18 protein-coding genes are annotated in these 18,590 nt (G+C 65.8%); 9 read left to right on the top strand and 9 right to left on the bottom strand.

Annotated elements, in window-relative coordinates; genetic code table 11:
• Window positions 1-75: 75 nt before the first annotated feature.
• Complete coding sequence (locus ABQZ00_RS13030; RefSeq protein ID WP_323538143.1) at window positions 76-1,170, bottom strand: alkene reductase; 1,095 nt, start codon at window positions 1,168-1,170, stop codon at window positions 76-78.
• Between the two features lie 244 nt (window positions 1,171-1,414).
• Here ABQZ00_RS13030 and ABQZ00_RS13025 point away from each other — a divergent pair, with 244 nt between their 5' ends.
• The 7 genes from ABQZ00_RS13025 to ABQZ00_RS12995 all read left to right on the top strand — a co-directional run bounded on the left by ABQZ00_RS13025 (window position 1,415) and on the right by ABQZ00_RS12995 (window position 6,962).
• Entirely contained in the window at window positions 1,415-2,623 is a 1,209-nt protein-coding gene (locus ABQZ00_RS13025; RefSeq protein WP_323538144.1) for an MFS transporter, read from the top strand.
• Window positions 2,624-2,892: 269 nt separating this feature from the next.
• The gene (locus ABQZ00_RS13020; RefSeq protein WP_115514409.1) at window positions 2,893-3,069 is read left to right on the top strand and encodes a hypothetical protein; all 177 of its coding nucleotides are present in this window, start codon (window positions 2,893-2,895) and stop codon (window positions 3,067-3,069) included.
• A gap of 213 nt (window positions 3,070-3,282) precedes the next feature.
• The gene (locus tag ABQZ00_RS13015) at window positions 3,283-3,738 is read left to right on the top strand and encodes a PA2169 family four-helix-bundle protein (RefSeq protein WP_055845257.1); all 456 of its coding nucleotides are present in this window, start codon (window positions 3,283-3,285) and stop codon (window positions 3,736-3,738) included.
• A gap of 278 nt (window positions 3,739-4,016) precedes the next feature.
• Entirely contained in the window at window positions 4,017-4,619 is a 603-nt protein-coding gene (locus tag ABQZ00_RS13010; RefSeq protein WP_311239365.1) for a 2'-5' RNA ligase family protein, read from the top strand.
• A 47-nt stretch (window positions 4,620-4,666) separates the two neighbouring features.
• Entirely contained in the window at window positions 4,667-5,272 is a 606-nt protein-coding gene (locus ABQZ00_RS13005) for an HD domain-containing protein (protein WP_055845253.1), read from the top strand.
• Window positions 5,273-5,336: 64 nt separating this feature from the next.
• On the top strand, window positions 5,337-5,519 hold the full coding sequence (locus ABQZ00_RS13000) for an oxidoreductase-like domain-containing protein (RefSeq protein ID WP_115512170.1): 183 nt from the start codon (window positions 5,337-5,339) through the stop codon (window positions 5,517-5,519).
• 69 nt (window positions 5,520-5,588) lie between these two features.
• A complete protein-coding gene (locus ABQZ00_RS12995) occupies window positions 5,589-6,962 on the top strand; it encodes a virulence factor (protein WP_115512169.1) in 1,374 nt (457 codons plus the stop codon).
• A gap of 265 nt (window positions 6,963-7,227) precedes the next feature.
• Here ABQZ00_RS12995 and mprF read toward each other — a convergent pair whose 3' ends face one another.
• Window positions 7,228-9,792, bottom strand: coding sequence for a bifunctional lysylphosphatidylglycerol flippase/synthetase MprF (mprF, locus tag ABQZ00_RS12990; protein ID WP_323538145.1), 2,565 nt, complete (start codon window positions 9,790-9,792; stop codon window positions 7,228-7,230).
• Window positions 9,793-10,053: 261 nt separating this feature from the next.
• On the opposite strand from mprF, the gene ABQZ00_RS12985 reads away from it, so the two are divergent.
• Entirely contained in the window at window positions 10,054-10,761 is a 708-nt protein-coding gene (locus tag ABQZ00_RS12985) for a DUF998 domain-containing protein (RefSeq protein ID WP_323538146.1), read from the top strand.
• 10 nt (window positions 10,762-10,771) lie between these two features.
• On the top strand, window positions 10,772-11,119 hold the full coding sequence (locus ABQZ00_RS12980; protein WP_055845242.1) for a RidA family protein: 348 nt from the start codon (window positions 10,772-10,774) through the stop codon (window positions 11,117-11,119).
• Between the two features lie 376 nt (window positions 11,120-11,495).
• Here the strand turns inward: ABQZ00_RS12980 and ABQZ00_RS12975 are convergent, their stop codons facing one another.
• From ABQZ00_RS12975 to ABQZ00_RS12945, 7 genes are read right to left on the bottom strand one after another with little or no spacing between them, the layout of a single operon-like run.
• Window positions 11,496-12,566, bottom strand: coding sequence for an SAM-dependent methyltransferase (locus ABQZ00_RS12975; protein ID WP_115553347.1), 1,071 nt, complete (start codon window positions 12,564-12,566; stop codon window positions 11,496-11,498).
• 17 nt (window positions 12,567-12,583) lie between these two features.
• The gene (locus tag ABQZ00_RS12970) at window positions 12,584-13,366 is read right to left on the bottom strand and encodes a DUF1295 domain-containing protein (protein WP_323538147.1); all 783 of its coding nucleotides are present in this window, start codon (window positions 13,364-13,366) and stop codon (window positions 12,584-12,586) included.
• Entirely contained in the window at window positions 13,363-13,908 is a 546-nt protein-coding gene (locus tag ABQZ00_RS12965; RefSeq protein ID WP_115553349.1) for a DUF2878 domain-containing protein, read from the bottom strand. The genes ABQZ00_RS12970 and ABQZ00_RS12965 overlap by 4 nt, the downstream gene beginning before the upstream one ends.
• Window positions 13,909-13,911: 3 nt before the next feature.
• Window positions 13,912-15,198: a class I SAM-dependent methyltransferase gene (locus ABQZ00_RS12960; RefSeq protein ID WP_323538148.1), complete on the bottom strand. Its 1,287-nt coding sequence runs from the start codon at window positions 15,196-15,198 to the stop codon at window positions 13,912-13,914.
• Window positions 15,195-16,079, bottom strand: coding sequence for a DUF1365 domain-containing protein (locus ABQZ00_RS12955; protein WP_323538353.1), 885 nt, complete (start codon window positions 16,077-16,079; stop codon window positions 15,195-15,197). The genes ABQZ00_RS12960 and ABQZ00_RS12955 overlap by 4 nt, the downstream gene beginning before the upstream one ends.
• Window positions 16,079-17,329, bottom strand: a complete 1,251-nt coding sequence (locus ABQZ00_RS12950; protein ID WP_115512162.1) for an NAD(P)/FAD-dependent oxidoreductase — start codon at window positions 17,327-17,329, stop codon at window positions 16,079-16,081. The genes ABQZ00_RS12955 and ABQZ00_RS12950 overlap by 1 nt, the downstream gene beginning before the upstream one ends.
• A complete protein-coding gene (locus tag ABQZ00_RS12945) occupies window positions 17,326-18,321 on the bottom strand; it encodes an acyl-CoA desaturase (RefSeq protein ID WP_323538149.1) in 996 nt (331 codons plus the stop codon). The genes ABQZ00_RS12950 and ABQZ00_RS12945 overlap by 4 nt, the downstream gene beginning before the upstream one ends.
• Between the last annotated feature and the right edge of the window lie 269 nt (window positions 18,322-18,590).

Here is an 18,590-nt window from a genome sequence, read left to right as displayed (position 1 = left end):
TTGTACGCGCGATGCATTCGCTACCCGATCTCCGACGCATCGCTGCGGCGGAGATCGGGCTTGCCGGCGTTCTGATCAGTCCGCCAGTGCGGGGTAATCCGTATAGCCCTTGGCACCGCCACCGTACAGGGTGGCCTGGTCGACGGCTGCCAGCGGTGCTTTCTCGTGTAGGCGACGCACCAGATCCGGGTTGGCAATGAAGGGGCGGCCGTAAGCGATCGCATCGGCGTAGCCGCTGCTGATGGCGTGTTCGGACATGCCACGGTCGTACCCGTTGTTGGCAATCCATGCACCATCGAACTTGGTGCGCAATGCAGCGTAGTCGAAGGCGATGTTGTCGCGCGCGCCACCGGTGGCGCCTTCGATCACGTGCACGAAGGCCAGCCCGCCGATCAGGTTGAGCCGCTCGACCGCACGTTCGAACAACGGCTGCGGATCGGAGTCGTATGCGCCGTACACCGGGGTCACCGGCGACAACCGCACCCCTGTACGCTCGGCACCGATCTCGTCGGCGATGGCCTGCACCACTTCGCTCAGCAGGCGTGTGCGATTTTCGATGTCGCCGCCGTAGGCATCGGTGCGCTTGTTGGAGCCATCGCGCAGGAACTGGTCGAGCAGATAGCCGTTGGCGGCATGCACTTCCACGCCATCGAAGCCGGCATCGATCGCGTTGCGCGCAGCGAGACGGTAATCCTCGATCAGTGCGGGAATTTCATCCAGTGCCAGGGCGCGCGGCTCGGATACATCTTCAAAGCCGCTCTTGGTGTAGGTCTTGCCTTCGGCGCGAATGGCGCTGGGCGCAACCGGCACTTCGCCCGGAGGCAAGACGCTGATGTGCGAGACGCGGCCGACATGCCATAGCTGCAGCACGATCTTGCCGCCACGGCGATGCACTTCGTCGGTGACTGCGCGCCAGCCTTCGACCTGCGCCTGGGTGTAGATGCCGGGGGTGTCCAGATACCCCTGGCCGAGCGGACTGATCTGCGTGCCTTCTGCAACGATCAGGCCGGCGGTGGCGCGCTGGCCGTAATACTCGGCGGCGAGCGGCGAGGGCACCTGGCCGGCGCCGGCGCGGTTGCGCGTCAGCGGCGCCATGATCACGCGGTTGGCAAGATCCAATGCGCCCAGGCGCACCGGGGAGAACAACGGAGATTCAGTGGATTTGGACATCAGCAACCAGTTCGAGTTGGATCGCGCGCCAGGCGCGGCACCACGCCGATCGCGGTGCCCCACAGCGATGGTGGCGGACCCAAGCAGATTCGAGCGATGCCAGTAGGACACTGCGTCTCCAGCACGCCAACGCGCGGTGAACTGTGATGTGCTGCGGGTTGGCGCTGAATCGCTGCGAGCAGAAGCCTTTCGCTGATTGCTGCATTGCACAATAATAAGCCGCCCCGTCATCCTGGAGTCGGGCATGTCCGATATCGATCTCTCAACGCCGCGCGTGCCACGGCGCGATTACGTGCTGATCCTGCTTGCGCTGGCGATGGGCGGTTTTGCGATCGGCATCAGCGAGTTTTCCACAATGGGCCTGATGACGCAGATCGCGCAGGGCCTGCAGATCAGCGAGCCGCAGGTGGGCCATGTCATCAGTGCGTATGCGCTGGGTGTGGTGGTCGGCGCGCCGTTGCTGGCGATCCTGGGCGCGCGCTGGCCGCGTCGCACCTTGTTGTTGCTGCTGATGGTGTTCTACGCGCTGGGCAACATTGCCAGTGCGTTGGCGCCGAGCTACCACACGATGTTGTTGTGTCGCTTCATCGCTGGCCTGCCGCACGGCGCGTATTTCGGCGTCGCTTCTCTCGTTGCCGCCTCGATCAGCCCGCCCAATCAACGCGCCACTGCGGTGGGGCGCGTGCTGCTGGGCTTGAGCGTTGCCTTGTTGGTGGGCAACCCGCTGGCGACCTGGCTGGGGCAGATCGTGAGCTGGCGCTGGGCGTACGCGTCGGTGTCGGTGATTGCGCTGGGCACGGTCGCGGCGGTGGCTGCGTTGTTGCCGCCTGCGCCGGACGAGCCACGTCAGCAGCCATTGCGCGAGCTGCGTGCGTTCAACCAGCCGCAGGTGTGGCTGGCGTTGGCGATCGGCGCGGTGGGGTTTTCCGGGATGTTCTGCGTTTTCAGTTATCTGGCGCCGACCCTGACCGCGGTCACTGGCGTAGCGCCTGCGCGCATTCCGTTGGCGATGGCCGCATTCGGCGTCGGTGGCGTGCTCGGCAGCATCCTGGGCGGGTGGTTGTTCGACCGCATGCAATTCCGCGCGGTGCCGGTGCTGTTGGTGTGGTCGATCGTGGTGATGCTGACCTTCCCGCTGGCTGCGCATTCGGGCCTGTGGGTGTTCGTTTCCATTGTGGCGGTCGGCACGATGGGCGCTCTGGCGCCGGCGTTGCAGACCCGCCTGATGGACGTGGCAGCCGAAGCGCAGACGCTGGCCGCAGCGTCCAACCACGCTGCCTTCAATACCGCAAATGCCTTGGGCCCCTGGCTGGGCGGCATGGCGATCACCGCCGGCTGGGGCTGGACCTCTACCGGGTATGTGGGTGCAGCCACCGCACTCGGCGGGTTGCTGGTCTACGCGCTGGCGGTGTGGCAGGAGCAACGTCAGCGTAGTGTGGCGACCAACGACTGAGTGGCTGACCGTCGTCGCTGCGTGCGCTGATGGGCGTGCGCTGCGCCGCTGATCGCGGCGCTTTGTAGACCCTGGTTATCTACGTGCGATCCCTGCATCTGTGACGTGCACGGCGCGTGCTCGCTGACAGCACGAGTGGTTGAGCAGCGACCCATTGCGCTCGCGTTCGCTGCAGATGCAAGTGGCGGTTGCGTGCGGGCATCGCATCCACACACAACTCACGGCCGCGCGTCGAGACTGCCCGCATTGCAACCGGACCGAACAGCGCCATGACCGACTTCACTCCACCGCCGTGGAAGCGTCCCAATCCCAAGCGAAAGGCCGCCTCCACACCGTTGACGGACGCACAGAAGGCCGCCGCGAAGCAGCGTGCAGAAGAGGCCGGGCGCCCCTATCCGAATCTGGTCGACAACATGTGGGCGAGTCGCCAGCCGAAGGGGTCTTGATGCGTCGTTGCCAACGATGAATCGCAATTCATCGGCCGCACGATGGCGTGAGGACGATGCCCGTATCGCTCACATGCCGATTATGGTCGCGCCGCCACGATGCAGTCGTACACAAGGTCACGGCATCGCAATCAAACCATCGATTGCGCTTCTCCCCGAAAGCCAGCGCATTGCATCCCTCGCGACGCTGGTGCATCCAACAAGGAGCGACACATGAGCATTCAGAGCAAGACCGAGCATAGCCTCAACGACCTCATCGCCATCTCCCGCGACGGCAAGGACTTCTACGACGAAGCCGCTGCCAAAGTAGGCGATGTAGAGCTGGCGACGTTGTTCCGCCGCATTGCCGGAGTCAAGACCGACATCGTCAGCAGCCTGAGCAGCGTGGTCGCATCGGCCGGCGGCACGCCGGAAAAGCACGGCACCATGGTCGGCAGCATGCAGCAGTTCTACGGCAAGGTGCGCGCAACGTTGGGCGACACCAAGTACGGCTACGTGGCCGAGCTGGAAGAGTCCGAAGATCGCCTGCTGAAGGCCTTCGATGAAACCATCGCCGATGCCGACACGCCGGCTGCCGCACGCGACGCTGCACTGCGTTTGTTGCCGGAAGTGCGTGCATGTCACGACGTGATGCGCAACCGCAAGCATGCGATGAAAAACGCCGCGTAAGGCGTCGCAAGACCGAAGTGCATCTGAACTGATGCAGCTCTCGGAGTAAATCGATACAGGCGGGAAACGGGTAGCGCAAGCTGCCCGTTTCTTTTTGTGCGTGCGGCATGCCGCACGCCAGCTGGCGAACAAATCACCACGGCGTCAGTACAGTTCCACGCTGACGAAGTGTTCCACGTGAGCGCGGGATTGCGCGGCGTATTCGCACACGCATCAGGTCTGCTAGTATCCGCCGCCCTTCTTCAGCCAGGCCCGCGCAGGCGGTCGTGGAATTACTCATGAAGCAGCAGTTTCTATATCTGTCATCGGCCGAGGCGCAGTTGTCGCTGGGCCTGGGGGAAGAGAAGACCACCGAGCGGCTGTTTTTTGCGGTGATGGCCGATGCGGCCACTGCCGGACTTGCGGCCGGCATCGCCGAGGGGCTGCTGCAGAGCGGGCAGGTGGATGGCAAACCGCTGGGGCGCGAGCGGCTGCATGTGACCTTGCACCATCTGGGCGATTACGCCGGTGGGCTGCCGCCTTCGTTGGTGAGCCGCGCCAGTCAAGCGGCCGAGCGTGTGGCAATGGAGGCCTTCGAGGTCGAGTTCGATCGCGTCGGCACCTTCGGCGGGCGACGCTCGCAACTGCCGTGCGTGCTGCGTGGCGAAGAGCGCGTGCGCGGGCTGTATGCGTTGCAAGGGGCGCTTGGTCGTCAGCTCGCGCATGTGGGCATCGCCGGCGATGCGCAGTACACGCCGCATATGACGCTGCTGTATTGCAACCAGACCTTGCCGCAACGGCGCTGCGATGCGCTTGCCTGGACGGTGCGCGACTTTGCGTTGGTGCGCAGCTTTCTTGGCCAGTCGCGTTACCAGATCGAAGGCCGCTGGCCGCTACGTTGAGCCGCAACGGTGTGTGCAGACGCGCACGCACGCGGTAGCCTGCGCGCATGGATGCCACCACACCCCTGCCGTTGCATGCCGACCATCTGGCCGCGTTGGAGCAGGCCTATGCCACGCCGCCGCGCGCTTACCATCACTTCGGCCATGTGCGCGCACTGCTGCAGCACTATGCCGAGGTGGCTGCCGGGCCGGGGTGGCAGCAGCCGGTGGAGGTCTGGCTGGCGGTGCTGTTCCACGATGCGATCTATCAGCCCGGGCGCAGCGATAACGAAGCCGAATCTGCGCAGTGGGCCATGGACTGCATCCCGCGCTGGTGGCCGCAGGCCGAGGTGGATCTGCAACGCGTGCAGGCGCTGATTCTGCTCACAGCGCGCCATGGGCAACTGCAACCGCAGGATGTGGACGAGGAGGCGGCACTGTTCCTGGATTGCGACATGGCGATTCTGGCCGCGCCCGCCGCCATTTTCGATGCCTACGACCGTGCGATCGCCGAGGAATACCGCGGCCATGTCCCCGCGTTGCTGTTCCGGCTCAATCGCCGCCGCTTCCTGGCCGGGCTGCTCAAGCGGCCGCGCATCTTCCTCAGCGCGTATTTTCACGCACGCATCGATTCGGCAGCGCGCGACAACCTGCGTCGCCGGCTGGGCCGCTGAGCCGGCGCTTCTGCCGCGCGCCGCGTCAACCAGACGCTGCGGATGCGCACGCTACAATGGCCGCATGCACGACAGCGCCAGTTCCGCCTCCGATCCACGTCCGCAAGCGCCGCAGGCACCCGCGCCCAACGAGTGTTGCGAGAGCGGCTGCCCGTTGTGCGTGCACGATCTGTATGCCGAGGAGCTGACACGTTACCGCCAGGCCCTGGCCGCCTGGGAAGAACGTCAGGCGGCACAGGCGCGATGAACGAAGGGTCGCGCTTCGCGGTGACTGCCGGAACGATTATCTTTGGATCACTTTTCCCGATGGTGCGACATGCGACGACTTGAACGATGGAGCGCGCTCTGCGGCGCGGCGGTGTTGACGCTGTCGGGAGTGGCCGCCGCACAGGCTCCGGAACCGGTCAGCCACGGGCGTTTTGAACAGATCCCGGTGTTGATGCCCAAGGGCGAGCCGCAGCGGGTGGTGATCTGGCTGGCGGGCGCGGGCAATGCCGGCACGCGTCAGGCTCAGGCGCAAGCCCTGCGCGACGATGGCGCGATGGTGGCGGTGGTGGATACCGCGCATCTGTACGCGGTCCTGCGCAAGGCCGGCGGCACGTGTACGTTTTCGGTAGGCGATGTGGAGAACTTCTCGCGCTATCTGCAGGCCTTCTATCACATCCCCACCTATCGGCTGCCGTTGCTGGTGGGCGATGGCGAAGGTGCGGCGCTGGCGTACGCCATCGGTGCGCAGGCCAAGCCGCATGTGCTGGCTGGCGTGCTCACCGACGGCCTGTGCCCGGCCACGGTGTCCGATCAGGCGATCTGTCAGCCGGGTGTGCGCCCGGGCAGCAATAGCCTGGTTCCGGTGACGCTGCAGATTCCCTGGGTGCTGGCCGGCAGCCAGGACAAGCGCTGCCCTGCGGCAGCCGAAGACGCCTTTCTCAAACAGATTCCGCAGGCCCGCACCTTCAAGCGGTCTGCGCAAGGCGACATCGTGCCTGGCTTGCGCGCCGCCGCCCGTTCGCTGGGCGAACAGAAGGGGGTGGCCCTGCCGCCGCCACCGGGCGGTCTGACCGACCTGCCGGTGGTCGAATTGCCGGCCAAGCCGGACGGCGACAGCGACGACGATACCTTCGTGATTTTCGTGTCCGGCGATGGCGGTTGGGCCGGGCTGGACGAAGAAGTGGCCGACGCGCTTGCCGCGCAGGGCATTCCGGTGGTCGGGCTGGATTCGCTGCGTTACTTCTGGACCGAGCGCACGCCGCAAGGCTTCGCCACCGACCTGGACCGCATTGCGCGCGTCTATGCGCAGCGCTGGCAGCGCAAGCGCGTGGTGCTGATCGGCTTCTCGCAAGGCGCGGATGTGTTGCCGGCGGCGATCAATAAATTGCCGGCGGAGACCAAGCAGAACATCCGCATGACCGCACTGTTGTCGGTGGGCAAGCTGGCCGACTACGAATTCCATGTCAGCAACTGGCTGGGCTCGGACGACGAAGGTCTGCCGATCGCGCCGGAAGTACAGCGTCTGCCGGCCGGCACCACGGTGTGCATCTACGGCCAGGACGACGACGATGCGTTGTGCCCGAGCCTGCCTGCGCAGGCCGCCAAGCGCGTGGCGCTGCCGGGCGATCACCACTTCAAGGGCGACTACGCGACCCTGGCCAAGGTGATCATGGAGCAGATGCACGGCCTGTCCAAACCCTGAAAGTGCAGGGCATCGCGTTGATGCCCTGCTGATCCGTCGCTGCGGCAAGCACGCAATCAAGAGCGGCTGACAACATGCCTGCGCTCACCGCCAGGCGGGCGGGGCCGGTCTTCGGTATGACAGGTGCCAGCTGCACGCGCTGGTTCTGCGTGCGCCAACCCGACGGCGGCTCGCTACGTGCTGCCAGCCGCTTCAAGCCGTGCAACCACATTGTGCGAGCGATGAACCCACCTGCGCCGAAGAGGGCACAGGTGCGTCAGCGGCCTTACTCTTGCCGGCCGGGGTCCACCGAGATCAGCCGGGTCACGTCCAGCAGCGCGGCGGGCAGATGCATGCCGCCGGGTGCGACCAGATAGCGCGGGCGCCAGGTCGGGGCGAACTTCGACTTGAACCGACGCAGCCCGCTGAAGCCGTAAAAGCGCTCGCCATGGCGTGCGACCAGGCTGGCAAAGCGGTTCCAGCGGCCAGCCAGGCGGTGCTCGGCCAGCCCCGACAACGGCGCCATGCCCAGCGAGAACCGCGTATAGCCATTGGCCTGGCCCCACAGGAACAGCTCGATGAACAGGAAATCCATCGTGCCCTTGGGCGCCTCGGCGCTATGTCGCATCAGGTCCACCGACAGCTCGCCGCCGGCCGGTGCCCACCACACGTTGGCGAAGGCCACGATCTGCCCTTCTGCCTCGGCCACTGCCACCGGGAAACGGCGCAGATACTCCGCATCGAAGCTGCCGAGCGAGAAGCCTTTTTCTTCGCCGGATTTTTCTTCCAGCCACTGTTCGGACACCTCGGCCAGGCGCGGCAACACCGCGTCCACCTGCTCGGGTTGCAGCATGCGGAAGGTCAGGCCGCCACGCTTGCCGCGGTTCCAGGCCTGGCGCAGATCGGCGCGGTCGCGGCCTTCCAGGGTGAAGCCCTCCAGCGGCACGATCGCTTCTTCGCCAAGCTTGACCAGGGTCAGGCCCATGTCCAGATAGGTCTGCCAGTATTTTTCGCCGACCTGGTAGAACACCGGGCGCAGGCCCATGTGGTCGGCCTCCTCGCGGAAGCGCCAGATCAGCGCGCGCGCCACCTCCGGCGGGCCGACCGGGTCGCCCATCGAAATCAGCGAGCCACCGTAGCGCTGCATCATCACAAAGCCACGGCCCTGCGCATCGAACAGAAACGCCTTGTCGCCGGTCAACGCCAGGCAGGCCTGGGTGTCGGTACTGATCTCCAGAATCGGGGCCAGCGTCTGCAGGGTTTGCGCATCGGCAGCCGGCATCGGTCGGCGCCCGCCACGCAGCAGCCGCGCCATGCCGAACACGATCACGCCCACGCATAGAATCAACGCCGCGCGCAGCGCACGCGGTGCGTTAGCCGAGGTGGCGAATTGCCACCACAGGTCGTTGCTGTATTCGACATGGCTGTAGACGAAGAACAGCAGCCAGAAGGTAGCCACCAGCACCAGGCCGAGGTTGCTCAGCCAGCGCCATGACCAGGCTTCGTCCAGCAGCGCCCCCTGGCGGTAGAACTCGCGCCGCGCGGCCCACAGCGCGACTGCTGCCAGCGCCGCCGACAACGACACCGAGATATGGCTGCCGCGCAGCAGCGACAGTGGCGGCAGCAGCACGCACACGCCCAGCGCCAGCATCCAGGCCGCATGGCTGCGGCGCTGCAGGCCCTGGCCGATCAACAGCAGCAGCATGCCGCCCAGGCTGACCAGCAGATGCGAGGTTTCGATCAGTGGCAGCGGCGCGACCTGCTGCCGCGCGCGGGGCGTTGGCAGGGTGCCGTCGATGACCAGCGCCGCGCCCACCGCAAACACCGCCAGGGCCAGGATCTGCGGCAGCCACGGGCGCAGCGCCTTCCACACCGTGCGTGCGGTGCTGGCGCTGGCGCGGACCGGTGCCCCCAGCCCGGAGGCGGCCGCCATCGCCACTGAAATCAGCAACGGCACGATGTAGTAGGTGACGCGATACGCCAGCGCCGCGGCCAGCACGGCGGCAGGCGTTACATGCGGCAGCAGCTTGAGCAGGCTCCACTCGAACACGCCCAGCCCGGCCGGTACGGTGGAGATCAGGCCGGCCACTACCGCCACCAGCCAGATGCCGATAAAACCGAAGTAGCCGGTGCCCGGGTCCGGCGGCAGCAGCACGTAGAACGCCGCCGCGGCCAGGCCCAGCTCGACCAGGCTGAGGGCGGTGACGCCGAGCACGGTGGTGCGGTCGGGCAGCCAGAAGCGATGGCTGCGGATGCCGAATTCGCGGCCCTGTTTGCCGACCAATACCAGCATCGCCACATAGCCGACCAGTAAGGCGATGCCGGCAATGCGAATGCCTTCGGCAGCGATCGGCAGGGCACGCGCGGCCGCTTCCGGTTCCAGCATCAGGGCAAGCCCGAGCAGCACCCAGGCACCGAAGATGAAGCCCAGCGTGCTCATCAGCACCACCTGGCCGATCTCGGCCAGGCTCAGCCCGACGCTGCCATAGCCGCGCAAGCGCACCGCGCCCCCGGTCAGCGCGGCAAAGCCCAGGGTCTGGCCGACCGCATGCGCCATGAAGGCGGTGATGCCCACCCGCGCCGGATGCAGCCGCTTGCCGGTGCGCTTGAGCCCGACCCAGTCGAAGCCCACCAGGCAGGCGTAGCTGCTTAACCCGAGCAGCAAGGTCAGTGCGATCTGCCCCGCACCCAACGCCCGGAACGCCTGGCGGATCTGGCGGTACCCATGGTCGGTGAACTGCGAGGACAGCGCGTGCAGCGCCATCGCCAGGATCGCCAGGCTGATGATGACCGGCAGGGCGCGACGCCAACCGCTGGCAGACGCTTCGGAAGACACGGGGGTATCCGTCATGAGGGCAACGGGATCTGCATAAGAGGGAAGAAGGACGCCTGCACGATACGTGCCGCGTGCGCAAAGATCTGCATGTGCCAGGCGGGTTGAAGAAGCATGCAGCGTGATCGCGATGTGCCGAAACGGGGGTGAACGCAGGCTCGTAAGAGCCGACATCTGTCGGTCCGGGACGGCCGCGCGCATCATAGGGCAAAGACGCATATGCGTGCCGCAGGCGAACCCGATGGACGGCGTCACCGTTGCAAGGCAGACAGGCTGCTGATGCCCACGACCGACCTTCGCGCGCATGTTGCGCAGACCCTGCCGGGACGCGCGCCACGCTGGAGCGGGCATGCCGGTGGGGTGGCGGCAGTTGCCGGCATGGCGTTCATCGGCCTGGTGTTCGCGTTGCAATGGCTGCGTGGCGATCTGTGGTGGATCGATGCACAACTCAGCGCCTATCTGCATGGCGCCTACGGTCTGCTGCTGCGCACCGCCTACTGCCTGTTGGCTGCGGCGATGGCATGGCTGGCCGCTGGTCTGTATGCGGCACTGGCACCGACGGCGCGCAGCCGCACGGTGCTGGGATTTTTCTGGCTGGCAGCGCTGGGCTTGTGCGCGGTCTCCATCGGCGACAGCTGGATGCCGGTGCTGGCGCCGAACGCGGCAAAGCTGGTGCATGTGCTGTCGGCCGATGCCACGTTTCTGTGCGTGATCGCAGCGGTGTTGCTGCAGTCGTGGTACTTCCGCCGCGATCGCGCGTGGCGCGCACATGTTTTCAGCGCATGCGTGCTCGGTTGGGCGGCATTTGCGGCCTTGCTGTTCCACGTCACGGTTACCAGCGCACCGCTGGGGATCAGCCAGAAGATCGCCATCGTGCTGATCGTGGTCTGGATGGTGCGGGTGGGGCTGTGGCTGACGCGCACCGTACGGGGCGGGGCTGCACGCATCGCGCATTCGCGTGACAATGGCCGGGTCAATCAACCGTAGGAAGTCTGAAATGCTGCAGCGATTCGATGCGGGTCCGCGTATGTCCGAGATGACCGTCCATGGCGGCGTGTGCTACCTGGCCGGCCAGATTGCCGATGACACCAGCGAAGACATCACCGGGCAGACCCGCCAGGTGCTGGCCGAGATCGACAAACTGCTGTCGCTGGCGGCCAGCGACAAGACCAAGATCCTGCGCGCCGAAATCTACCTGGCCGATATCGCCGATTTCGACGGCATGAATGCCGCATGGGACGAATGGGTGCCGCACGGCTTCACGCCCGCACGCGCCACGGTCGAAGCCAAACTGGCGCGGCCTGAATGGAAAGTGGAGATCGTGATCACCGCAGCGGCGGGCTGATCGCGCACTCCATGCGGTAACCAACACGGCCGCGCATCCGCCAGGGTGTGCGGCGGTGTCGGTGATCGGTTTGTCATCCCCGCGTACTGCGTTTTCGTAAACGCCGTAAGCGCCTGGCACCGATGACGCTGAATGGCATTGGGTCAGCCGGGTTGTGCAGGGCGCGCTTCACCGTCGGCGGGTTGAAGCGCGTTGGCCGCTGACCTGGCTTGCGACGCGTTGCGCCCGTCGCGCGATCGGTGTGCCTCGCGGGTTGCGCCTACGCTGCATTGCCAAACCGTGCGACGGCTCGCGTGATGCGTATACGCGGATGCCTATCGAGGTGCGCCCCTGCCTGCCAGTCATCGCCACGCAGGCGTTTGAACGCGCCGTGCGCTCAGCGTTTGACGAAGCGGTAGTGCGCCACACCCCATTCGCGGCCGTGGTCGTAGCCGAACAGCTCCGCGCAGGCCAGCCAGAACATGCGCCAACGCTGCCACCAGCGCTGCGCGTCGTCGCCGTAGGTCTGCTTCAACAGCGGCATGATCTGCGCGCGGTGGCGGTCCTGGTTTTCCAACCAGGCATTGGCGGTTTTTTCATAATGCTCGCCCGACAAGACCCAGCGTTGTTCGATCACCACGTCCTGCTGGAAGTGCAGCAGCGTATCGGCCGCCGGCATCAGCCCGCCGGTGAAGAAATGCCGCCCCATCCAGTTGTCTTCGCCGGCCACCTCGAACGGATAGGCCAGATCGCGGTGACAGAAGATGTGCACGAACAGCTTGCCGCCTGGCGCCAGCCAGCTGCCCACGCGTGCAAGCAGATCGCGGTAGTTGCGCATGTGTTCGAACATTTCCACCGATACCACGCGGTCGAAATTGCCTGGCGGCAGTGCCAGCGCATTGACGTCGGCGGTGATGACCTGCACGTTGCCCAGGCCGCGCACGCGGCACTGCTCCAGGATATGCGCGCGCTGCGGGCGCGAGTTGGACACCGCAGTGATGGTGGCGTTGGGGTAGCGCTCGGCCATCCACAAGGTCAGCGAGCCCCAGCCGCAGCCCAGCTCCAGAATGCGTTGGCCGTCGGCCAGCTCGGCGCGCTCGCCGTATAGCCCCAGCATGCGTTCTTCGGCCGCGTCCAGGTTCGGCGTGCTCGCGTCCCAATAGCAGCTGCTGTATTTCAGCCGCTTGCCCAGGCACAGGGTGAAGAACTGCGGCGGCAATTCGTAGTGCTGGCGATTGGCAGCATCGGTTTCGATCGCGATCGCGCTGGCGCGCAGGCTGTCGATGAAAGCGCGCTGCCGCTCGCCGTTGGCATCGGCATCGCCGCCGCGCTCATCGCGCAGGCGCTGCGCGCACAGACGCCGGATGCCGTGACGCAACGCGGCGTCGGGCAGCACGCCGGATTCGGCCAGACGGGTGGCAAAAGCTTCTTCGGGCAGCGCGGAGGGCGGGGCGGTGACGGTGGACATGCAACTCTCCAGGCAACTCAGGACGAAGGGGGAAGCGGGAAAAACGCACTGGTGGTGCGCTGGTACTGCGCGTAATCCTCACCACGCGAGCGCAGGGCCTGCTGCTCGGTGTAGGGAATACCGGTGAAGCGATACAAAAACACGAACATCACCACCGGCCCGAGCGCGCACAGCGCCACCGGCCAGGGCCCGGCGCCGACCGCCAGGGCCAGATAGGCGAACCAGTGCACGAACTCGAAGAAATAATTGGGGTGACGCGAATATCGCCATAGCCCGGTGCGACAGGTCTTGCCGCGATTGGCCGGGTCGGCCTTGTGTGCAGACAACTGCCGGTCGGCCAGTGCCTCGCCACCGACCGCAATCAACCACACCACGATCGCCAAGGTGCTCCACACGCTCCATTCCGGGTTCGGGTTGCTGGCCGCAGCCAGGAACGGCACCGCAAACAGCACCACCACCACCGCCTGGGCCAGGAAGAAGCCGAGGAACTTGCGCTGGTCGCCGTTCCAATGCTCACGCAGCGCGCGATAACGGCCGTCTTCGTGCGGGTCGCCGAACACGCGCACGCCCAGATGCCAGGCCAGACGCGCGCCCCATAGACCGCCAAGCACTGCCACCAACACGCGTGGTAGCAGCGCACCGTCGGACATCCACGCGCAATACGGCGCAGCCACCGCCAGACAGGCGGCCCACAACACGTCGACCGGGCCGGCATTGCCGCTGCGGCGCTGCCAGAGCCAGCCCAGCACCATCACCCCACTTGCGAATACGCCCACATGCAGCAGCGGCCACACAGTCATTGCAGTTCTCCGGTCTTATGGTGTGGCAATGGTCGCGCCAGACGCCGTGCATACAGCGACAACACGCCGCAGGCCACGCCCCAGCCGATGCCGACCGCGAGGACCGCATGCAGCAACGGTGGCGCCAGTTCCACCGCATGCCAGCTGCGTTGCGCCAGCCAGTACGAAAACGGCCCGAAGATGGCGCCCAGCAACACCGCCAACCAGGGGCGTTGCATCACGCTGCGCAGCGAATGATTGAGCGTGAGCGCAAAGCCCAGCCACAGCGCCAGAATCCACGGTGGAGCCAGCACGCTGCCAGGCCAGGGCGCGGCATAACGCACCCAGCTCCCAGCCGCCAACGTGGTGTCCAGCAGCAAGCCCAGTGCCAATGCCGCGATCAGTAACGGCACGTCGCCCACCGCGCGTCGCGAAGGCCACAGTTGATACAGCGCAAACAGCGCCAGTACCAGCAGCGTCGGCCACACGCGCGCATGCGCGGCGGCGGCCACTGCCACCACCCAGAGCACCTGCAAGCCGAGGTAGTTGCCGAGCTGCTTCATGTCTCACGCAAGACCGGGCACGAACTGCGGCGGGCGCGCACCGGGCTTGCTCAGCCACAGGTGCACGTCGCCGATCGAACGCTCCAGAAAGCCGGCTTCGCAATACGCCAGATAAAACTCCCACATGCGGATAAAGCGTTCGTCGTAGCCCAGTGCGCGCACCTGCGGCAGCTGCGCCATGAAGCGCTGCCGCCAGGCGCGCAGCGTCAACGCATAGCTCGGACCGATATCTTCAAGGTTGAACAGGCGCAGATCGCTGGCACGCGCCACCGCGCCGGTCATCGCCGCGACCGACGGAATGAAGCTGCCGGGAAAGATATGCCGCTTGATGAAATCCACCGAATGCAGCGCCTGCTTGTAACGGTGATCTTCGATGGTGATGGCCTGGATCAGCGCCTCGCCATCGTCGGCAAGCAGGCTGCCCACCTTGGCGAAGTAGGTGTCCAGATACTGGTGGCCAATCGCCTCGATCATCTCGATCGAGACCACGCGATCGAAGCGGCCCTGCAGGTCGCGGTAGTCGCTCAGCAACACGGTGACCCGGTCGCTCAAGCCGGCATCGGCGATACGCTGCGTCGCCAGATCGAACTGCTCGCGCGAGATGGTGGTGGTGGTGACCCGGCAACCGTGTTCGCGCGCCGCATGCAGTGCAAAACCGCCCCAGCCGGTGCCGATTTCGACCACATGGTGTTGCGGACCCAGGCGCAATTTCTGGCAGATGCGTTCGAGCTTGCGCGTGGCCGCACGTTCCAGCGCCGCTTCGCCCTGCGCTTCTTCGCCATCGACGAAGATTGCCGACGAGTACATCAGGTTGTCATCCAGAAACAGCTTGAACAGCGGGTTGCCCAGGTCGTAATGCGCGGCGATGTTGCGTCGGCTGCCATTGCGGGTATTGCGGGCGAATGCATGCAGGCTGCGCATCGCCCAGCCACCCAGGCGCGCGGTGCCGGTCTCCATCGCATCCAGTCGGTCGCGATTGCGCAGCAGCAGGCGCATCAGCCCGACCAGATCGTCGCACTGCCACTGACCATCCATGTACGACTCGCCCGCACCGACGCTGCCGTTGAGTGCGGCCTGCCGATAAAAATCCGGGTCGATGACACGCAACTGCATCTGCAGCGCGTGCGCACCGCTGGCATTGCCCAGCGTGGTCACCGCGTCGCCCTCGTGCAGCTGCAGCTGCCCGTCGCGCAGTTCGCCCAAGGTGGCCAGCAGGCGCTTGCGCAGCAGGCGGTCCGTCCAGGAAGCCGCGCGTGGCGCAGCAGTATCGGGCAGGGACGTGGCGTTCATCGGGGATCTCGCACAGGCGGATGGGGGTGATCGTGGACAGGATTGCCGCGCAGCCACAGGCGCAAGGCCTGCCAGTGGATGGCGAGCACCACCTGCACGGTCATCAAGGGATAGGCGAGCAAGGTGCGCGCCAACGTGCGTGCGGTCAGCGGCTGGCGTTGCAGGACCAGCGTGGCATCGAAGCGGCGCGTGCCGCTGTTGTCGATTGCGCCGGCAGCGTCGTCGTCATTGGCGTCCAGCACGTCCATATGCACGCGCAGCTGCGCATCCGGCACGCTGAAGCGCCAGTCGTAGCGGTGCTGCATGCCCATGAACGGCGACACGTGGAAGCGTTTGTCGAACCGCCATGCATGGACATCGCGATGCGTGCGTGCATGCGCAACCGGTAGCACATAGGTGTGCCGTTGCTGCCAGGGTGTATTGGTGATTTCCGCCACGATCCAGCGCAAACCGTCGTACCGATCGAAGCAGTAATAAAAGCTCACCGGATTGAACACATGGCCGAAGTAGCGCAGATGCGTCAGCAGCCGAATGGCGCCGTCCGGGCGCTCGCCGGTCTGCGCCTGCACGCAATCACGCACTGCCTGATCCAGCGGAACGGTGGGGTCGCCCAGATAATCGCTGCGGCGGAACTGCGCCAGATTGGCGCGACCTACCGACCACAGCCAGCGATGGGCGAACACCTGATCCAGTTCGGACAGGTCCAGATACATCAAAAACAGGCGGTAACGGAAATCCAGCGGTTTGGGCGCGAAGCGGCGATGCCGCACCCATCCGGTGTAGATTGCGCTGCGCAAGCCGCCGGCCACGCTGCCGGTGCCGCTGTCCTCACCGGGAGGCAGCGGCACGGCGTCGGTGCTGGCTTCGCGCAGCAGCTGCATCACCAATTCACTCCCAGGCCGTGGGCCACGTCCACACCGCTGCGCAGGCCGTCTTCGTGGAAGCCGAAGCCCCATGCGGCACCGGCAAACCAGGTGTGGTGGCGGCCCTGGATCTCCGCTTTGCGCTCCTGCGCCGCCAGCGCGGCAGCATTCTGCACCGGGTGGCGATAGCGCATGCGCCGCAGCACCTTGGCCGGGTCGATGTCATGGTCGCGATTGAGGCTGACGATGAAGGGCTGCGGCGCATCGATCGACTGCAGCGCGTTCATCCAGTAACTCACCGTGCAGGGCGCCTGCGGGTCGGCCGGCACATGTGCATTCCACGCTGCCCAGGCGCGCTTGTCGCGCGGCAACACGCGGGCATCGGTGTGCAGCACGGTGTCGTTGTCCTGGTAGGTGATGCCGCCCAGGATTTCCCGCTCGGCCGGGGTGGCATCGCTCAGTAATCCCAGCGCATCGTCGGCATGGCAGGCCAGCACGACCTCGTCGAAGTACTCTTCGCCGCGCAGCGAGGCGAGCATGACGCCATCGGGCGTGCGCCGGATCGCATGCACCGGCGTGGACAGGCGCTCCAGCACCTGCCAGCGCCGACGCAATGCACGGATATAGCTGTTGGACCCGCCGCGCACCACCTGCCACTGCGGCCGGCCGCTGATCTGCAGCATGTGGTGATTGGCCATGAAGCCGATCAGCTGGCCCATCGGAAATTCAAGAATGGTCTGCGACGGCGAGGACCACAGCGCCGACGCCATCGGCACCAGGTGCTGGTCGCGAAACGCTGCCGAGTAACCATGCCGTTGCAGATACGCGCCCAGCGTGCTGAAACGCTCGTCGCTGTGCAGCACGGCCGGTGCCTGCCGATAAAAACGCCGCAGGTCCGCGAGCATGCGCCAGAAGCGCGGGCTGAGCAGATTGCGCCGCTGGCAAAACAATCCATCCAGACTGCCGGCGTTGTATTCCAGCCCGCTGCCTGCATCGTGCACCGAAAAACTCATCGTGGTCGGCTGCGATGCCACGTCCAGCTCGGCAAACATGCGGGTCAGCAACGGATAGTGCTGCGGGTTGAACACGATGAAGCCGCTGTCCACCGCATAGCGCTGGCCGTCCAGCTGGATGTCGTGCGTGTGGGTGTGGCCGCCGAGATAATCGGCCGCCTCGAACAGGGAAACCTCATAGCGACGCGACAACAGCCACGCTGCGCCCAGGCCGGCGATTCCACTGCCGACCACGGCAATCCTGCCCTCGCTCATCGCGTCACCCGTTGCGCGCGGCGGGTGAGCATTGCCGGCATCGGCTTGAGATCCCACACCAACCCCACCCACGACATCGCTTTGAGGCCGTACCAGGTGACGTCGTACTCCCACCAGCGCATGCCTTGCCGCGCCGAACCGGGGAAGAAATGGTGGTTGTTGTGCCAGCCTTCGCCGAAGGTGATCAGCGCCAGCAGCCAGTTGTTGCGGCTGTCGTCGCGCGTCTCGAACCGCCGGCTACCGAAGCGGTGCGCCAGCGAATTGATGGTGAAGGTGGCATGGAACAGCGCCACGGTGGACAGCACGAATCCCCAGACCAGCAGCTGCGGGCCGTTGGTGTGCAACGCGGGCGCAGCGTCGGCCAGCCAGTCGCCAAGCAGATACAGGCCAAGCGCGAGCAGCACCGGCATCACGATGTCGAAGCGGTCGATAAAACGCAGCTCGCCGAAACGGCGCAGGTCCGGGATCACCTCCCAATCGGTGCGGAAGTTGCGCGGGGTCAGGAACCAACCGGTGTGGCTCCACCAGAACCCGTGCTGGGCCGGCGAATGCGGGTCGCGGCCGGTGTCGGTATGCCGGTGGTGGTTGCGGTGATGCGCCGCCCACCACAGCGGCCCGCGCTGCACGCAGGTCGCACCGATGGCGGCAAACACGAACTGCAACACGCGCGAGGTCTTGAACGCGCGATGAGAAAAATAGCGGTGATAGAAGCCGGTGAGCGCGAACATGCGCAGCGCGTACAGCGCCAGTGCGAGGGCGACCGCAAACCACGATGCGCCCACCCAGATCACCGACAGGCAGGCCACGTGCAGCGCGATGAAGGGCAGGGCGCGCAGCCAGTCGATACGATCGGCGCGCGCCTCGTCCAGTGGCTCATCGGTTTGCGAATCTACCCAGCGACGCAGGCTACCGATGCGCGATGCAACCCAGCCACGACGTGTGGGAGAGGGTTGAGGCGTTGCGGCGCGGGGGTCGAGTCCAGTGCTCGGCACGCGTGGTTCTCCGTAGGTTATCGACACCCTTTACGCAAGCTGCCGGCAAACAGATGCACCAGGTCGCTTGATCGTCGCATGCAAGGACAGGATTGGCGCGTTTGCGCAGCGCAATGACGCAACCGCGCACCCGGATGTGTGCGCTCAGTATCACTGACGCTGATGAGGTGGCTTGTGAAGTTGCCTGCGTGGGCGGCGCAGGCGAGCGTGCAGGAGCAGCGCTACGCAGGCGTGCTCATCCCGGACGGATGGCACGCATTGCCAGTGAG

It is taken from the genome of Xanthomonas sp. WHRI 10204, assembly GCF_040202875.1.
GTDB lineage: Bacteria > Pseudomonadota > Gammaproteobacteria > Xanthomonadales > Xanthomonadaceae > Xanthomonas.
This window is presented reverse-complemented; position numbering and strand designations above follow the sequence as displayed.